The sequence below is a fragment of the Candidatus Nanogingivalis gingivitcus genome, from assembly GCF_004151455.1.
Classification (GTDB): domain Bacteria; phylum Patescibacteriota; class Saccharimonadia; order Saccharimonadales; family Saccharimonadaceae; genus Nanogingivalis; species Nanogingivalis gingivitcus.
Genome location: NZ_PRLK01000003.1, coordinates 1 through 15,089, shown reverse-complemented (window position 1 = coordinate 15,089; position 15,089 = coordinate 1). Strand labels below are relative to the sequence as shown.

The 15,089-nt window shown below is 32.4% G+C and carries 13 protein-coding genes and 1 pseudogene; 1 reads left to right on the top strand and 13 read right to left on the bottom strand.

Going from position 1 to position 15,089, the window contains the following annotated elements; genetic code table 11:
• Window position 1: 1 nt before the first annotated feature.
• From G6CMJM_RS01145 to G6CMJM_RS01125, 5 genes are all read right to left on the bottom strand, one after another.
• Window positions 2–1,018, bottom strand: coding sequence for a phenylalanine--tRNA ligase subunit alpha (locus tag G6CMJM_RS01145; protein ID WP_129718655.1), 1,017 nt, complete (start codon window positions 1,016–1,018; stop codon window positions 2–4).
• Window positions 1,019–1,054: 36 nt separating this feature from the next.
• Window positions 1,055–1,309 (bottom strand): hypothetical protein, encoded by a 255-nt coding sequence (locus G6CMJM_RS01140; protein WP_129718654.1) that lies wholly within the window; start codon window positions 1,307–1,309, stop codon window positions 1,055–1,057.
• A gap of 99 nt (window positions 1,310–1,408) precedes the next feature.
• The gene (locus G6CMJM_RS01135; RefSeq protein WP_129718653.1) at window positions 1,409–2,221 is read right to left on the bottom strand and encodes an aquaporin; all 813 of its coding nucleotides are present in this window, start codon (window positions 2,219–2,221) and stop codon (window positions 1,409–1,411) included.
• A 71-nt stretch (window positions 2,222–2,292) separates the two neighbouring features.
• Window positions 2,293–3,384, bottom strand: a complete 1,092-nt coding sequence (locus G6CMJM_RS01130; protein ID WP_129718652.1) for a DNA recombination protein RmuC — start codon at window positions 3,382–3,384, stop codon at window positions 2,293–2,295.
• A 99-nt stretch (window positions 3,385–3,483) separates the two neighbouring features.
• The gene (locus G6CMJM_RS01125; RefSeq protein WP_129718651.1) at window positions 3,484–3,942 is read right to left on the bottom strand and encodes a GreA/GreB family elongation factor; all 459 of its coding nucleotides are present in this window, start codon (window positions 3,940–3,942) and stop codon (window positions 3,484–3,486) included.
• 91 nt (window positions 3,943–4,033) lie between these two features.
• On the opposite strand from G6CMJM_RS01125, the gene G6CMJM_RS01120 reads away from it, so the two are divergent.
• Complete coding sequence (locus G6CMJM_RS01120; RefSeq protein ID WP_129718650.1) at window positions 4,034–5,911, top strand: LTA synthase family protein; 1,878 nt, start codon at window positions 4,034–4,036, stop codon at window positions 5,909–5,911.
• Between the two features lie 48 nt (window positions 5,912–5,959).
• Here G6CMJM_RS01120 and glgP read toward each other — a convergent pair whose 3' ends face one another.
• The 8 genes and pseudogenes from glgP to G6CMJM_RS03185 all read right to left on the bottom strand — a co-directional run.
• Window positions 5,960–7,717, bottom strand: a complete 1,758-nt coding sequence (gene glgP, locus G6CMJM_RS01115) for an alpha-glucan family phosphorylase (RefSeq protein ID WP_129718649.1) — start codon at window positions 7,715–7,717, stop codon at window positions 5,960–5,962.
• 94 nt (window positions 7,718–7,811) lie between these two features.
• A complete protein-coding gene (gene obgE, locus G6CMJM_RS01110) occupies window positions 7,812–9,113 on the bottom strand; it encodes a GTPase ObgE (RefSeq protein ID WP_129718648.1) in 1,302 nt (433 codons plus the stop codon).
• A gap of 25 nt (window positions 9,114–9,138) precedes the next feature.
• A complete protein-coding gene (gene dprA, locus G6CMJM_RS01105) occupies window positions 9,139–10,002 on the bottom strand; it encodes a DNA-processing protein DprA (protein ID WP_129718647.1) in 864 nt (287 codons plus the stop codon).
• A gap of 433 nt (window positions 10,003–10,435) precedes the next feature.
• Complete coding sequence (gene pth / locus G6CMJM_RS01100) at window positions 10,436–11,014, bottom strand: aminoacyl-tRNA hydrolase (protein WP_129718646.1); 579 nt, start codon at window positions 11,012–11,014, stop codon at window positions 10,436–10,438.
• A 15-nt stretch (window positions 11,015–11,029) separates the two neighbouring features.
• Window positions 11,030–12,502, bottom strand: a complete 1,473-nt coding sequence (gene der, locus G6CMJM_RS01095; RefSeq protein ID WP_129718645.1) for a ribosome biogenesis GTPase Der — start codon at window positions 12,500–12,502, stop codon at window positions 11,030–11,032.
• 220 nt (window positions 12,503–12,722) lie between these two features.
• A complete protein-coding gene (locus G6CMJM_RS01090) occupies window positions 12,723–13,430 on the bottom strand; it encodes a pseudouridine synthase (protein ID WP_129718644.1) in 708 nt (235 codons plus the stop codon).
• Window positions 13,423–14,307 carry a response regulator transcription factor gene (locus G6CMJM_RS01085; protein WP_129718643.1) on the bottom strand — a complete coding sequence of 295 codons (885 nt, stop codon included), beginning with the start codon at window positions 14,305–14,307 and terminating at the stop codon, window positions 13,423–13,425. Before G6CMJM_RS01085 ends, G6CMJM_RS01090 begins: the two co-directional genes overlap by 8 nt.
• 65 nt (window positions 14,308–14,372) lie before the next feature.
• Window positions 14,373–15,089, bottom strand: a pseudogene (locus tag G6CMJM_RS03185) (hypothetical protein); the annotation flags it as partial.

The following is a 15,089-nucleotide window of genomic DNA, read 5'->3' as shown; positions in this document are numbered from 1 at the left end:
TTTAAAACTCCTTTAAAAATTCTAACTTTGCACTTTCGAAATAACGTATATCAGAAATTCCATATTTCAACATAACTAGTCTTTCAATTCCTCCACCCCACGCAAAGCCACGATATTTACTGCTATCAATACCTGCAGCTTCCAAAACATTAGGATGTATCATTCCACATCCAAGCATCTCAAGCCATTCACCTTTTTTACCACCAAGGCTTGCAGGCTTTTCAATTAAAAATTCTAAACTTGGTTCAGTAAATGGAAAATATCCTGGTTGAGTTTTAATAGTTAGCTTTTGACCATAATATTCTTCAAAAAAGGCATGGAGAGTTCCTAGCATCTGGCTTAAATTGGCATTTTTACTAACAAAAACTCCCTCACACTGGTAAAAGGTATGTTCATGTGTAGCATCCAAATCCTCATTACGGAATACTCTACCATATGAAATATGAGCAATCTGTCCTTCTTTTTCTAGTTGTTCTTTTCCGTGTTTTAATACCCTGTTTTGCATTGTTGAAGTATGAGCTGGTGGAATAAAACCTTCTTCTGTTCTAAATGTATCATAACCGTCCCTAGCTGGATGATTCTCAGGGAAGTTTAGTGCACCAAACATATTCCAGTCATCATCAATTTGTCTAGATTCTACTGCTTCAAATCCCATTCGAACATAAATATCTACTACTTTTTGCAGCTCCTTTTGAAGTGGATGCAAAGATCCATTTTCGCAACCTATCAACTTAGGTTTATAGCTACCTTTTGCTGTGCTTTCGCCAAAAGGTGCAGTAATATCAAGGCTTTGAACTTCTTGCTCTTCAATCTCCTGTTTTTTCTGCTCTACTATACTCTGAATTTCATTCTTTAGTTGATTAACTTTTTCACCAAAAGTTTTCCTATGCTCACCAGCTAGCGTGGGGATCATTTTATATAAATCTTTAATTTCAGAAGACTTTAATATATCACTAGGATTTTGCAATGATTCAATTTTTTCTAATAGCTGTTTTCTTACTTGCTCAATCTTTTCCATAACTACTACCTATTATAACACGATGATTTTTTTATTTTACCCTTTAGCAAAGGCTAAGAATAAACCTATAGCTATCATAATAGCAATAAAAACTAACAGCCAAACAAATGCAAGCCCTGTAGTTGGCTTGGTTCCCTCTAGAAAAACAGCATCTTCTCCGTTAAATTCACTTCTTTCCCCTTTGCCACTGCCTTCATCTAAAGAATTTTTCTTTTGTTTTTCCCTCAAATCTGCTGCTATTCTTTGTTGAAGTTCACTTCTTTCTTCGTCTTGTCTAACATATAAAGCCATTATTTTATTCCTTTATTTAGTTTATCTTTATATTATAACACTACTAATTTAAAATAGACTACCCTTTAGGTAGCCTATTCATTACTTAGAATATTATATTTATTTTTTGCTAGCTTTATTCATTAATGAATTTAATACAAATCCTAAAATACCACCAATTAATGCGGCACCTAGGTATATTGCAAATGACCATGAAGCACTTTGATTTTTAATAGTGAAAGCCTGCAAAGTAACTGCTATAGCAGGGTTAACAATAGCTATGCCACCCATAATTGAAGCAAAAGTATTAGCAATAAACACGGCAACCAAGCCAGCACCACCAACGCCAAATGCTTTAGCTATATCAGTTTTTTCATCATTTTTATCTGTTACACGTGCAACAGCAAAGCTAAAGATGAAAGCTCCTAGAAGCTCAGCAAATAGCACTAGCATTTCTTTGCCTTCTGTTATTTTAGTAGCAGAAAACATTTGTGGAGCTTGTCCAAGTTGTGAAGCATCGCCTACTCCTAAGCTATCAATATAACTCTTAACTAGTACGAACGATAACATAGCACCAAGAACTTGTGCTATTACATATAGTAAAGCTTTTGCAGTACTAATTCTCTTCGTAGCCCAAGCACCAACTGTCAATAAAGGGTTTACATAAGCACCAGAAACCGTACCTATCATTAAAACAACTGCCATTAACGCAAACATTAGCATTAGTGGTTGACCATTAGAAATACAAACAACCGTAGCTAACACAAAAGTTCCTATAAACTCAGCCAATACTGTCACTAAAACTGCTGGGTCGGAAAGACTCTTTACGATATTTTTAACTATAGTACTTCCTTTATCCTCTACTTTTTTAATTACTGTATTCTCTTTAGAAGTTTTCTTATTATCTTTAACTACTTTCTTTTTTGTAGCCATCTTCCTCCTTATTTTATACTAAAAAATTTTAACATAATTACTTTGATTTGTCTAATCTATTTGAACAGTTCTTATTCTGTTGGTTTTTCAATATTTTGCGGCAAAACTTCAGCAGAATTTTCTTCTCCGGATATTTTCACAATATCTTTGTCTATTTTACCTAACTCTTTATGTGCATTATTATAGTGGTTAACTGTAGTACCTAATGATTTCCCTAGCTTATTCATTAAATCTTCATATTTTATAATGTGAGCAGATAACAGGCCTACTCTTTTTTGTATCTCTTTACTTTGCTCTTCAATTTGTAAAGATTTAAGCCCTTGTAAAACTGTTTGCAAATACGCCATAAAACTAGTAGGACTCACAACTATAACTCTCTTATCTCTAAAAGCATATTCAATTAAATCTCGCTCGTCGCCACCATTACTACCAACTTTACCAATTAGCATATCATAATATAAACTTTCACTTGGTATAAACATAAAAGCAAAATCCATAGTATTTTCATTAGGTCGAATGTATTTTGCCGTTTCATCAATCCTTATCTTTAGATCGTCCCTTACTTTTTTAGCAAGCTGTTTCTTTTCTTCGCCTTCGGATTCAATCATGCGATTATAGTTCTCTAAACTAAATTTAGAGTCAACTGGCAAGATCTTTTGTTTATCTAAAAATATTACGGCATCAACAATTTCACTATTATTAAATTTATACTGAAGAGTAAAAGCATTAGGAGGTAACACATTGGACAATACTTGAGATAAATAAAATTCTCCTAACACACCCCTCTGCTTAGGGTTACGCAGTGCATTCTGTAAAGTCTTAAGTTCATCGGCAACATTAACAACCCTATTATTTGTTTCATCTAGTTTCGTTAATCTCTTGCTAACTTCTTCAACTATTTTAATACTTTCACTCAACTGCCTATTCATAGAACTTTGCAGTTGAAAGTTATTTTTTTCAAGCTTCTCAGTAACTTTTTCGTTTAAATTCGTTAAATTATTACCAAAGCTATCTTTCATATTATTTAAACTATTATTTAATTCTATTAAATCTGCTTTTAATAATTCTACTGATTTATCGTCATTCTTATTATTACCACCAAAACCACGCCAAAGAATAATAATTATTAAAACTATAAGTGTAACTAAAATTGCAATATCCATATAAAATTCCCCTCTTTTATCTAAAAGTATAACATAAGTTTTTTAGAAGATAAAAACCCCTACAAATAATGAAGGGGTTTTATTAATTTATTTCCTCGATTATGCAACCGTAATTAATTGCATTTGCATATTTTTTACACCAATACTCCAATTAATCATTTCATTAGCCTTTTTACCTAATAAACTTTTTCCTAAGGGGCTATCTGAGGATATCTTGCCTATTAATGGGTCAGCCTCTATACTATCAACTACTTGATATTTAAAAATTTTTCCTGTTGCATTATCTATTAGCTCAACAATAGAGCCTAATGATACTATAATACTCTTTTTCTTAGGTAGTATCTTGGCATTCTTTAATTTTAATTGTTTTTCAGCTATTTCAGACCTAACAGAATCTAGCCTTGCTAAAACTTCAATTTGCAACATGCTGTCTTCTTTTACGTCACTATTTCTTAGCTCTAGCTCTAGCATTTTCTGTTCATGTGATAGTTTATTAATCTTCTTTTTTAATTCTTTAATTCCGTGTTTACTTAAATAAATTTTAGAGTTATTATTCATCTTCCTCCTTTTGTGGTTTTTACCACAAGCATATTATTGCATAGTATCCTTAATTTTTACTTAAAAATGCATTTTTTGTTATACTAAGAGTATGTTAAGGAAAATCTCCTCTTTGTTCCCTTATGTTTTTTATATACTTCGTTCAATATTAAGGTCGAAAATATTTTTCATTATACTTAGTGGCATAATAATTATATTAGCAGGCAATCTTTCTCTATCTTATGTATTATCTCTTCAATTTAAAGACAGTCAGTTGGTCTCAACTTTTTTAGCAGAGAAACATGAGCTAGTAGAACTAAGTAAAACTATCTTGTTAGTTCTACTAATAATTACTATTAGCATTATAGGTAATTGGCCTATTGCAATTGGTGTTTTTTATTCATTAATCACTATTATAATGTTTATAAACACCCAAAAAATGGCATCACGCCATACACCTTTCTTACCTGAAGATCTAGCTATGACTAGTGAAGCTGGCTCACTATCACACTTCGTAAATATAAGCGATATTATAATGCTTTTAGCTTCAGTATTCATAATATTATTATTTTCTGTAATTATTAACAGATTTCTTAAAAGAAAGTACAAAATTAAAACTAACCATTTTGTAATGCTAGGCGTACGTATTTTTGCTATTTTTATTGGTATTAATATTCTAATGACACAAACTAGTTTCTTAAGAAATGATTTAAACGGTAAAGGTACTTTCTTTTTTGTAGAAAAACTCAATACGAATGTAGATTTTACCAGCCAAGCTTACAATTATGAGACTAATGGTTTTATAGTTGGTACAATTACTAATTTACGAGAGAAAAAACAGCCTAAACCAGCAAATTATAGTAAAAAAGAGGTTGATAAAATTACTCAAAAATATATAAATATAGCTAAAGAACAAAACGACACCAAAAAAGACCCAAAAGAAGAAAAAGTAAACATTGTATATGTTATGAGCGAAAGCTTTATTGACCCATCTTTAGGTAAACACATATATGATTACGGCAAAAAAGACCCTATACCCTATACCCATAAATTACTAAAAAAGCATACTTCTGGCTGGGCAGCCTCTAGTGAATATGGTGGTGGAACAGCTAATGTAGAATTTGAAGCCCTAACAGGTTTTAGCAATTTCTTCCTCAATACTATTCCTTATTCATCCCTAGTTTCAGGCAATAACACTATTCCTAGCCTGCCACGTTATCTATCTCAATACGGCTATTCAACTATTGCCTTACACCCCTATAAAACAACAATGTATAAACGCAATTCCGTATACCCAACACTAGGTTTTAAAAAATTTAAAGGTGAAGATGATTTTAAATATAAAGATACGCTAGAAAAGTCACCTTACATATCTGACGAGTCTGCATTAAAACAAACTATTGATGAGTTAAAAGAGTCTGAAAAACCAGCGTTCATACATCTTGTTACTATGCAAAACCATATGCCTTATGAAGATATATATGAAAATAATCCATTTAGCGTAACAGCTAAAAATAATAATACTGAAGAAGCACATAAGATAGAAGGCTACTTAAGAGGCATAAACTATTCTGATAATGCTATGAAAAATTTTATAGCCTCCTTAAATAAGCTAAACGAAAAAACTATTGTTGTTTTCTGGGGGGACCACTGGCCAGGAATCTATGGTGATGTATTTAGTAATTATCAAAATGAACACGATATTCGCCGAACTCCCTTGCTTGTTTATTCTAACTTTGAGAACGAAAAAATTAAATTAGGCACACAATCTCTTAATTACACTCAAGTCACTGCTCTGTCTCAAGCAAATCTTAAGTTGTCACCTTTTCAATATATGTTGAATGATTTAAGGCAATCTTTTCCAGCACTTAATAAAGATTTCGTTACTATGGATGAGGCTGAAAAAAATCAATTATTAAAGGATTATGAAATGATAGAATACGACATCCTAAGTGGTGAAAAATTTAGCAAAGGAAAATTCTTTCAGTAGTATAAAATAATTACCTTATATAAGGTAATTATTTTATGTGTTTAAGCTCTACTTTTGGCCAAAGATTAACTGTAAATAATCTTTCATCATTCTAGCACCACTAACAATCGGCAAATAGTCTACTAGCTGGTTTTTAATTTGTTTCTGAAGTAAAGTATCATTATTGTAAATATAGCAGGCTTTTTCCATTTGCTTATAAATAGCATTTAATTCTTGCTCATAGTTAATTCCTGAAACCTCTAATGCGGAAGTAGGCGAGATATCCGCAGCCCCACCATCAGCAGTAGAAATAAGTAATTTTAAATTACCTAAATCTTTCATGAATGATGTACCGCAAGCTTCTAATCCTACAATAGGCACATTAATGGCTATGTCTGAACCAACAGCCAAAGCTCTACCTAGTTCTTCATCATAATCTTGAATAAAATGGACACGCTCACGCAAGAAATCATCACTCTCTATTTTAGATAGAACACTATTTAAAGTTGCCCTCATTCTACTATCACCTTGATGTACTTTTCCAGCTAAAATATAGTAAGCATTGTTATCTCTTAAAATTTTTCTTAATTTCTCCGTATCTTCAAAAGGCATCCAAGGTCTTTTATAGTCTACAAATCGGCGTTTAAAATCAAACACTAAAGCGTTTTCAGGAATTTGAACACTTTTCCCATATTGATTTTTGCGTTTTTTAAGTACTTTATTTAACTCTATTCTACCTTTTTTCTTTAATTCTTTAATTTTCTCTATATCAAGCTTATCTATATTTTCTTTAAAATTATCTGTAGGTAGCCCAAATTTATCAATTATTTCTTTTTCTAAGTACAGGCCTAATATATCCGGCAATATCCATGTTTTTAGATCAATACCATTAGTAACAGCTCTAAATTTAACCTTATCGCCATTAATATCACGATAATCAGCAACTCTAGCGTGTAGTCTTGATACTCCATTTTTAGCTTCAGCTAGCTCAATTGTTAAGGTAGATAATTTTAATCTATCATTTCTAAAGAGTCCACTTATCCATCTAATTAAAGCTGAACTTTCAATATTAGGGAAAACAATTTTAGTGAATTGTTCATAAGAAAATTCACTCTCAGCTGCTTGCACTAAAGTATGGTTAGTATATAAGGTGTGCTTACGAACATACACTATAGCTTCATATAAGTTCATACCATTTTTAACTAACTCATCCAACCTTGCTACAGCTGCAAATATTGTAGCTGTTTCATTTAATTGAATAACAGAAGGCTTTTTACCTATCATTTTTAATGCTTTATATCCACCAAAACCCAGCGATACTTCTTGATACAAACGATGATCTCCTGAACCATCACCTGCATATAGTTCACCAAAATTACTTTCACCCATAGTTAAAAATCTGGTAGATCCTAAAATTTTTTGGAAAATATTAAGTCTTGCTGGTGGCATATCACGGTTAAAAATTTCTACATCATCAAGGTATTCAAAGCCATAGTCTTCTGGACGCACGTTAATAATAGTTTCCCTCTGATCCAGCGCAACAATACTTTGGTGAATTTCGCTTCTATAAAAAGGCGTTACACAAATAAATGGAATTTCTAGCGTTTCAGCAACTCTACGAGTATCGGCTGCCAAAACTCCTAAACCACCACCACCTTTTATCCCATTGCCTTTATCGTAAACTTCCATAGTAAAGTATACATATGGTCTATCATCAGATAATTTTTTAGTTAAATTTTTTCTATTTATTGCTTCATAAAATTCACTAACATCTTCTATGTCTTCTGTTTTAATAGTTTTATTTATTTTATCGTAATAACTTTCCATATTCTTTTGCCCAAAATTTTTATGCTTATTTAACTACTATTTTAACAAAATAATAGCCTTTTGTTAAGTAAAGAAAAAAGCCTTTATAAGGCTTTTAGTCTTCCCAGCTAGAATCAACTAGTTCAAATCTATTATTCTCTATTTCAATAATCGATTCATTCACTCCACCCATTCTTCTAATTTCTTGTTCTATACCCATTTTACGCATAATATCTCTTAAGCGATTTACTCCGTGAATATTATTGAAATTAGTTCTTCTAGCAAATTTCTCGATCTTTTTGCCCTTAACTATATAAACACCCTCTTCTTCTAGGTATTCAGTGTACCAACTATTTTCTACTTCTGCTTGGGAAAGGGTTATTATAGGTAGCTCTGCTTCATCATTATTTTCTTCTTCTTTTTTGCTTTGCAGTCTATAATTATCAACTTCTATTTTTAATGCCCTTAATAATTCTTTTAGGCCTTGATGGGCTACTGAAGAAATAACAAATATTTGTGAATTAGGAGCTACTTGCTTAATCTTCTCTACTTGATAAGCCTTTAAGTCTTCGTCCATACCCTCGCTTTTTGTTAAAGCAATTAATTCTGGTCTATCTAACAACTCAGGTTGATATTTAGCTAGTTCTTCTCTAATAATTTGATACTGCTTTGCTGGGTCTTCCTCGTATATATCAATTAGGTGTAGTAGTACTGATGTACGCTCAACATGTCTAAGGAAAGCGTCGCCTAAACCTTTACCTTCACTAGCGCCTTCTATTAACCCTGGTATATCTGCTATTAATAAATTACTATCATCTATAGAAGCAACACCTAAATTTGGTGTTAAAGTGGTAAAAGCATAGTTAGCAATTTCCGGTCGCGCATTAGATACTACGCTTAAAAAAGTAGATTTTCCAGCATTCGGAAATCCTACTAGTCCAATATCTGCTAATAGTTTTAGTTCTAAATCGGCTTCAAAAGTTTCACCAGCCTCACCAAGCTCAGCAACCCTAGGTGTTTGCCTTACGCTTGATTTAAAGTGTGCGTTACCAAAACCTCCGTCACCACCATTAGCAATAATTACTTCTTTACCATCAATATCAAGGTCTGCTAATATAATTCCTTCTTTTTTAACAAGCGTACCTACTGGCACTTTAACTATTAAATTTTCACCAGTTTTACCTGTCTTATTTCTCTTTGAACCATTTTCTCCATTTTTAGCCTTAAGCTCAGGTTTATACCTAAAATTTAGCAAGGTATTTAGATCTTTAGTAGCTTTAAAAATAACATTTCCGCCACGTCCACCATCCCCGCCATCTGGGCCACCTTTTTCTATATATAATTCACGCCGAAAACTAACGGCACCATTGCCACCCTTTCCAGCCTGAATAAAAACTTTAGCAGTATCTACAAACATAATTACCCTTTATTATAACATTTTATTATCCTAAATTCCATCTATTACCACCTTGCGATTTAATTATTCCTTTTATCTCTAGCATAGTAAGAGCTTGGTTAAATTCACTTATTGATATATTAAGTCCACTAAATATCTCATCACCATCAACCTCTCCATCCCTTAATTTATTAATAATAAAATTTTCAATATCATTGTTTCCAATAGGTAGATAAGCTTGTTTACTTTTCGCATCTACTTCAGGAACTAAATATTTTATAAATTCATCAATATCAATAAGAGGCGTAGCTCCCATTTTTATTAAATGGTTACACCCCTCACTATACGGAGATGTAATATTGCCCGGAACTGCAAAAACTTCTTTGCCTTGATTAATGCCATGAGATGCTGTAGATAATGTCCCACTCCTTTTAGCTGCTTCAACTACAACTATAACATCAGCTAAGCCGGAAATAATTCTATTCCTAGCTAAGAACTGCCATGGTAATGGTTTAGTATTTATAGGGTATTCGCTAATAATAGCTCCACCTGAAGAAATAATTCTTTCAGCTAAAGACCTGTGCATAGCTGGATACACCATGTCTAATCCATTAGCTAATACCGCAATAGTTAAGCCATCCCTTTCTAATGCTCCTCTATGTGCTACCGAGTCTATACCTAAAGCCAAACCAGATATCACAACAATACCCACTTCAGCTAATCTATTAGCTATTTTATTTGCAATATTTCTACCATAAGCTGTTGGTTTTCTAGACCCAACAATAGCAACTGTTTTAATTCTTTTATTAGGTAGAGTTCCTTTATAGAATAATTCAGATGGACAGTCTGATATATTTGATAGTATTTTTGTATATTCGTATTTTTCTGGTCTAAAAGTTTTTATATTCATAATTTATGTTAAAACTATTGACTAATTATATTTATTATGATATTATATAGAAAGTTGATAAAATACATTATATATTTTATCAAGAACTATAATAACTGTTATAGTATATAATATTTACCAATTTCATTCTTTCTTCCTCTACATACTTTAATAGTAAATATTATATACAGTAACCCCTTTGACCGGCGGACCCTTAGTTGTATGAGGTGGGTCGTCAGCTTCGAAAGATCGAGCCTTACTCGGGTGCGTCGAAGGGATAAAAAACCGTCTAAGCGATGCCCACCCGTGCTTAGGCGGTTTTTATTTTACTAAAATTATATTAAATTAAAAAAATATTTTATATATATTGTCAATGGGCTTATGCTTAAAATATTATATCTGTATATTAGCACTATTTTTAGATATATTCAATTTTATTATAATGAAAAGCTTTTTATTTATTACTAATACTTTTTTTAATATTTTGTAAATTATTTTGCAAAAATAATTCAATAAATTCTTCTACTATATCAAAAATTTCACTTTGCTTTAGCTTTTCTTCACTATTAAACTTGCCTAGCACAAAGTCACTTGCATCTATTTTATGCTCAATATATAATTTACTTTTAATTCCAATTTTAATTCTTGTAAACTTGTCGTCATTTAAATATTTTGATATAGACTTTAAACCATTATTACCTGCCGAGCTTCCACTTTGTCTAGCCCTTACTTCACCGAATAATAAATCTAGATCATCACAAATAACTAATAAGTCTTTCTGCCAATTAACCTTATAAAAATCACAAATAGCCCTAACACTCTTACCTGTATCATTATAAAAAGTATTTGGCTTCACTAATAATACTTTTTCTTCTCTATATTTAAATTCAAGTATATTAGCATAATATTTATTTTTAACAGTAAAATTTAAGCCTTTTTTATCTGCTAATCTATCAGCAAATTTAAAAGCTATATTATGCCTAGTATCTTCATATTCTTTAGGGTAATTACCTTGAAAAAGAATAACTTTCATAAGTAATATCTTTCACTACTTTTTATTTTTTGTAATGCCATATTTAGCTAAACGTTCATCACGCTTGCGTTCACGCTTACTTTGTAATTCCACGGCCTTTTTTAAACTTCCACTAGCTTTATTAATTGGGTCTTTACCCTCAGCAATACGTTTCTTATTCTCTTTAATTTGTTTTTCATCTCTGAATGAGAATTTGATTGGTGTACCAGAATAATCAAAGTTCTCACGTATTAGCCTTTCTAAATAACGCTTATAGCTCCAGTGAACAAACTTTAAGTTAGAACCATGTATAATAAACCATGGTGGGTTGCTGTCGCTTTGAGAAATATACCTTAGTTTTGGGTGTGTATTTTTAAGCCCTGCAGGTGGATGGGATTGTGTAGCTTGTTGTAATAATTGGTTTAATGTGGAAGTTTTTGCTTGTCTTTTTCTATTTCTATCTACATTTAATACTAAATCAAATATTTTTGTTACATTTTGCCCAGTTTTGGAACTAGTAAAAATTAATGGCGCCCAAGGAGTAAATTTAAAATAATGTGCAATTCTAGGTGCTAACGCATCTCTAGTATAAGCATCTTTACCTTCAACACTATCCCACTTGCTCACTACTATAATCATGCCTTTTCCTGCATCATTAATAAGTCCTGCAATGCGTTGATCTAGCTGCGTATTAAGCTCGTTAGCGTCCATTAATAGTAAACAGATATCAGCCTCGTCAATAGCATTTAAAGTTCTTAGTACTGAGAATTTTTCTATTCCAACTTCTTGCTTACCAGGTTTACGCATACCTGCAGTATCTACAAGCTCAATAGTTCTATCATGAAATCTAATTTCTGTTTTATTGGTATCCCTAGTTGTTCCTGCAACATTAGCTACAATAGCTTGCTGTTTACCAGCTAAAGTGTTAAATAAATAACTTTTTCCAGCATTAGGTCTTCCTACTAAAGCTACTTTAATAACATCTTCATTTTCTTCAGCCTCTTCCCTAACTTTAGGGATATTATCTGCTATTTCAGACAATAGATCTTCCACTCCACTATTGTGTTCTGCAGATGTTCTAAAAATAGGTTTTATACCTAGCCTTAAGAACTCTTCATTTGGTAGATTACCTTTTAAGTCAGTTTTATTCAAAACTAAGAAAACAGGCTTACGAGATTTTAAAGCTTTTTTTGCTATTAATTTATCTTCATGCGTAAAGCTTTTAGTTGAATCTAAAACTACCAATATTAAATCTGATACATCAACTGCATCTTGAATTTGCTCTTGAATAGTAGCTTCAAATTCGTCGTTAGGGTCTTTAAGTCCAGCTGTATCAATTAGCCAAAAAGCTTGCTTTTTATATTTAACTTTACCAAGTACGCTATCACGTGTTGTTCCAGCTTCACGTGCAACAACAGCTTGTTGAGCACGAATCATTCGGTTAAACAATGACGATTTACCTACATTTGCTTGGCCTATAATAGCCACTTTAGGAAGAATTTTAGACATAATATAGTAATTATAACATATAATAGTACCTTCTTCAATTTTTGTATATAGTGCGTAGTTATATTAAAATACGCCTTATTAATCTAGAAAAGAGGTGCTTTACAATGAAAAATAAAGCTATATTAGAAGATTCATACTTAGAAATTCCTAAAGCGGTAGTAAATTATCAATTACTCCATTTATAGTTTTATACTTTTAAAGCAGATAAAAATATCTGCTTTTATTTTTTAATTGTTATTTTATACTCACCCTTTTTCAAATCATCTTCTAACTGATAAGAACCAAAAATTTCCCTATGTAATTTTTTTACTTTATAACCTAATGCAGCAAAAGTTCTTCTTATTTGCCTATTACGACCTTCCCTCATAATTACTCGCCATTTCTTACGGCTATCATCAAGCCTTATTAGTCCTAATTGAGATTTTCCGTCCTCTAAATTAATACCAAAATCGGCAATCATCTGTTGATGTAACGGCTCTAATGCTATATCAAGCTCAACAATATATTCTTTATTTTTATAAAATTTAGGGTGCGTCATTTGAAAAGCAAAATCGCCATCATTTGTTAATAATAATACTCCACTAGAATCTTTATCTAATCTACCTACTGGTTTAAGCTCATTAAATTCTTTAGGTAACAAGCTATATATAGTTTCGTTATCACCTTGTTTTTTTCGTGAACAAACATAGCCTGTAGGCTTATTTAATAAAATATAAGTATATTCTTTTTTCTTAGTAGAAATACTTTCACCATCTAAAAGAATGTTAGCTCCGTCTTTAAAGCGTGCCCCAAGCTCTGCCTGTTGACCGTCTATAGTAATTCTACTTGAAGAAATAAGGTTATCTGCCTCTCTTCGTGAAATTCCTAACTGCAGGGCTAAAAATTTATTTAAGCGTAAAGATGGTTCTTGTTCTCCCATACTATTCATTAAGGGCTTTATTAATAAGGTTACCTATATCTTGGTTTGGTGTTGAATTTTCTAAAGGAGCTATCTGTTGTCCTCTTGGTGGAATAATATCTTCAATAGTCCTTGAAGGTGCACTGGCTTTAGGCCTGTCGCTAGAAAAAGGTGCTACAGGTTTTGGAAGTGTACTTTGGTATGGTACATTAATAGAACCATTGGCAGTTTGCCTTTCTCTATCAATACGTTCATAACCAGCTAAATTAGGTATTGGGGCTCTACCTACATTAACGGTATCTCTTCTTGTTGAACCTATATTTTGGCTAGCAGGTAATGGTACACTACTAACTGCTGGTCTTTGCACACTAGCATACATGCTTTGTGTATTTGCTGCAGGTACTTCTTCCCTATTTATTGCAGGGTTAGACTGAACAGTTTGCTGAGGCATAGCTTGAGGCATCACTGCGGGTTGAGGAGTACTAATAAAATTATTATTTAACAACTCAGCATTTTGATCATTAACTACTGGGGCATTATTAGCTCCCAATACCTCTTTAACCGTTTTTACAACATCTTCAATCCCAACTTGTGATTTAACAAGGTATTTATCAGCTCCAAGCATTTCACCTCTTCTACGCTGATCTTCACTAGATAGAGCCGTCATCATAATCACCTTAATATTTCTAGTTTCAGTGGTAGATCTTAGTATATCTAACATATCAAAACCAGATACTTTAGGCATCATTACATCACTAATAATAAGGTCAGGCCTTTCTTTTATAGCCATAGCTAGAGCTTCTTCGCCATCTCCAGCAGTAACAATTTGGTAGCCCTCTGCCAGTAATCGCACCCCATAAATTTCTCTTAAATTTTTATCATCCTCTACTAGTAAAATCTTTATCATATTATCTCCATTATATATTGCTTAACTGTAAAAATCTATATCCTTATGCTTTTATTTCTACTTCTCTATTGTCTCCCCTGCCTTAAGTTTTGTATATATAAAGCTCTCTGTCTATCTATATCACTTAACACTGGCTGAGGTTGAGGCCTTGAATAATTGTTTTGATTTATATTATTCACACTAGCTCTATTATTCATATTATTTTGAGCTATTGGTTGTACATTATTAGCAATAGTATTAGGTCTGTATTGGCTGTTGATGGCTACTTGTTGATAAGCAATAGAATTATTAGCGTAATTATAGTTTTGCTGATTAATAGCAAATGTTTTTTGTGTATTTACCATATTATTATTTATAGAATTTATAGCAGGAACTTGTGGCTTTGGAGGTTCAGGCACTCTAAAAGTTTGAGCAGGCTGAACAGAAATATTTTGCGAAGTTACATTATTTACTGGCGAGTAAGTAGTATTTAAGTTAGCCGTAGCCTGCTGGCTATTATAAGATGGTGTATATGTTTGTTGGGGTGTTTGTTGGGGTGTTTGTTGGGGTGTTTGTTGAGGTGTTTGTTGGGGTGTTTGTTGTGATTGCTGTAGTGTTTGTGGTGCTATATTTATGTTTTGGTTTGTAAAAACTGGCACCGGTGCTTTAGTTTGAACTGGCGTAGGCTGTGGGACTACGGCCTGCATAGGTGCTTGAGCCGGCATTAGTGTTTGCGTTGGGACTGGTGATGGAACATGCACAGGTATTTGTGTAGGCGTAGGTGTAGGTGTAGGTGTAGGTGT

Coding starts and splice junctions, on each gene's coding strand:
- G6CMJM_RS01145 (WP_129718655.1), bottom strand. CDS start 1,018: ATGGAAAAGATTGAGCAAGTAAGAAAACAGCTATTAGAAAAAATTGAA.
- G6CMJM_RS01140 (WP_129718654.1), bottom strand. CDS start 1,309: ATGGCTTTATATGTTAGACAAGACGAAGAAAGAAGTGAACTTCAACAA.
- G6CMJM_RS01135 (WP_129718653.1), bottom strand. CDS start 2,221: ATGGCTACAAAAAAGAAAGTAGTTAAAGATAATAAGAAAACTTCTAAA.
- G6CMJM_RS01130 (WP_129718652.1), bottom strand. CDS start 3,384: ATGGATATTGCAATTTTAGTTACACTTATAGTTTTAATAATTATTATT.
- G6CMJM_RS01125 (WP_129718651.1), bottom strand. CDS start 3,942: ATGAATAATAACTCTAAAATTTATTTAAGTAAACACGGAATTAAAGAA.
- G6CMJM_RS01120 (WP_129718650.1), top strand. CDS start 4,034: ATGTTAAGGAAAATCTCCTCTTTGTTCCCTTATGTTTTTTATATACTT.
- glgP (WP_129718649.1), bottom strand. CDS start 7,717: ATGGAAAGTTATTACGATAAAATAAATAAAACTATTAAAACAGAAGAC.
- obgE (WP_129718648.1), bottom strand. CDS start 9,113: ATGTTTGTAGATACTGCTAAAGTTTTTATTCAGGCTGGAAAGGGTGGC.
- dprA (WP_129718647.1), bottom strand. CDS start 10,002: ATGAATATAAAAACTTTTAGACCAGAAAAATACGAATATACAAAAATA.
- pth (WP_129718646.1), bottom strand. CDS start 11,014: ATGAAAGTTATTCTTTTTCAAGGTAATTACCCTAAAGAATATGAAGAT.
- der (WP_129718645.1), bottom strand. CDS start 12,502: ATGTCTAAAATTCTTCCTAAAGTGGCTATTATAGGCCAAGCAAATGTA.
- G6CMJM_RS01090 (WP_129718644.1), bottom strand. CDS start 13,430: ATGAATAGTATGGGAGAACAAGAACCATCTTTACGCTTAAATAAATTT.
- G6CMJM_RS01085 (WP_129718643.1), bottom strand. CDS start 14,307: ATGATAAAGATTTTACTAGTAGAGGATGATAAAAATTTAAGAGAAATT.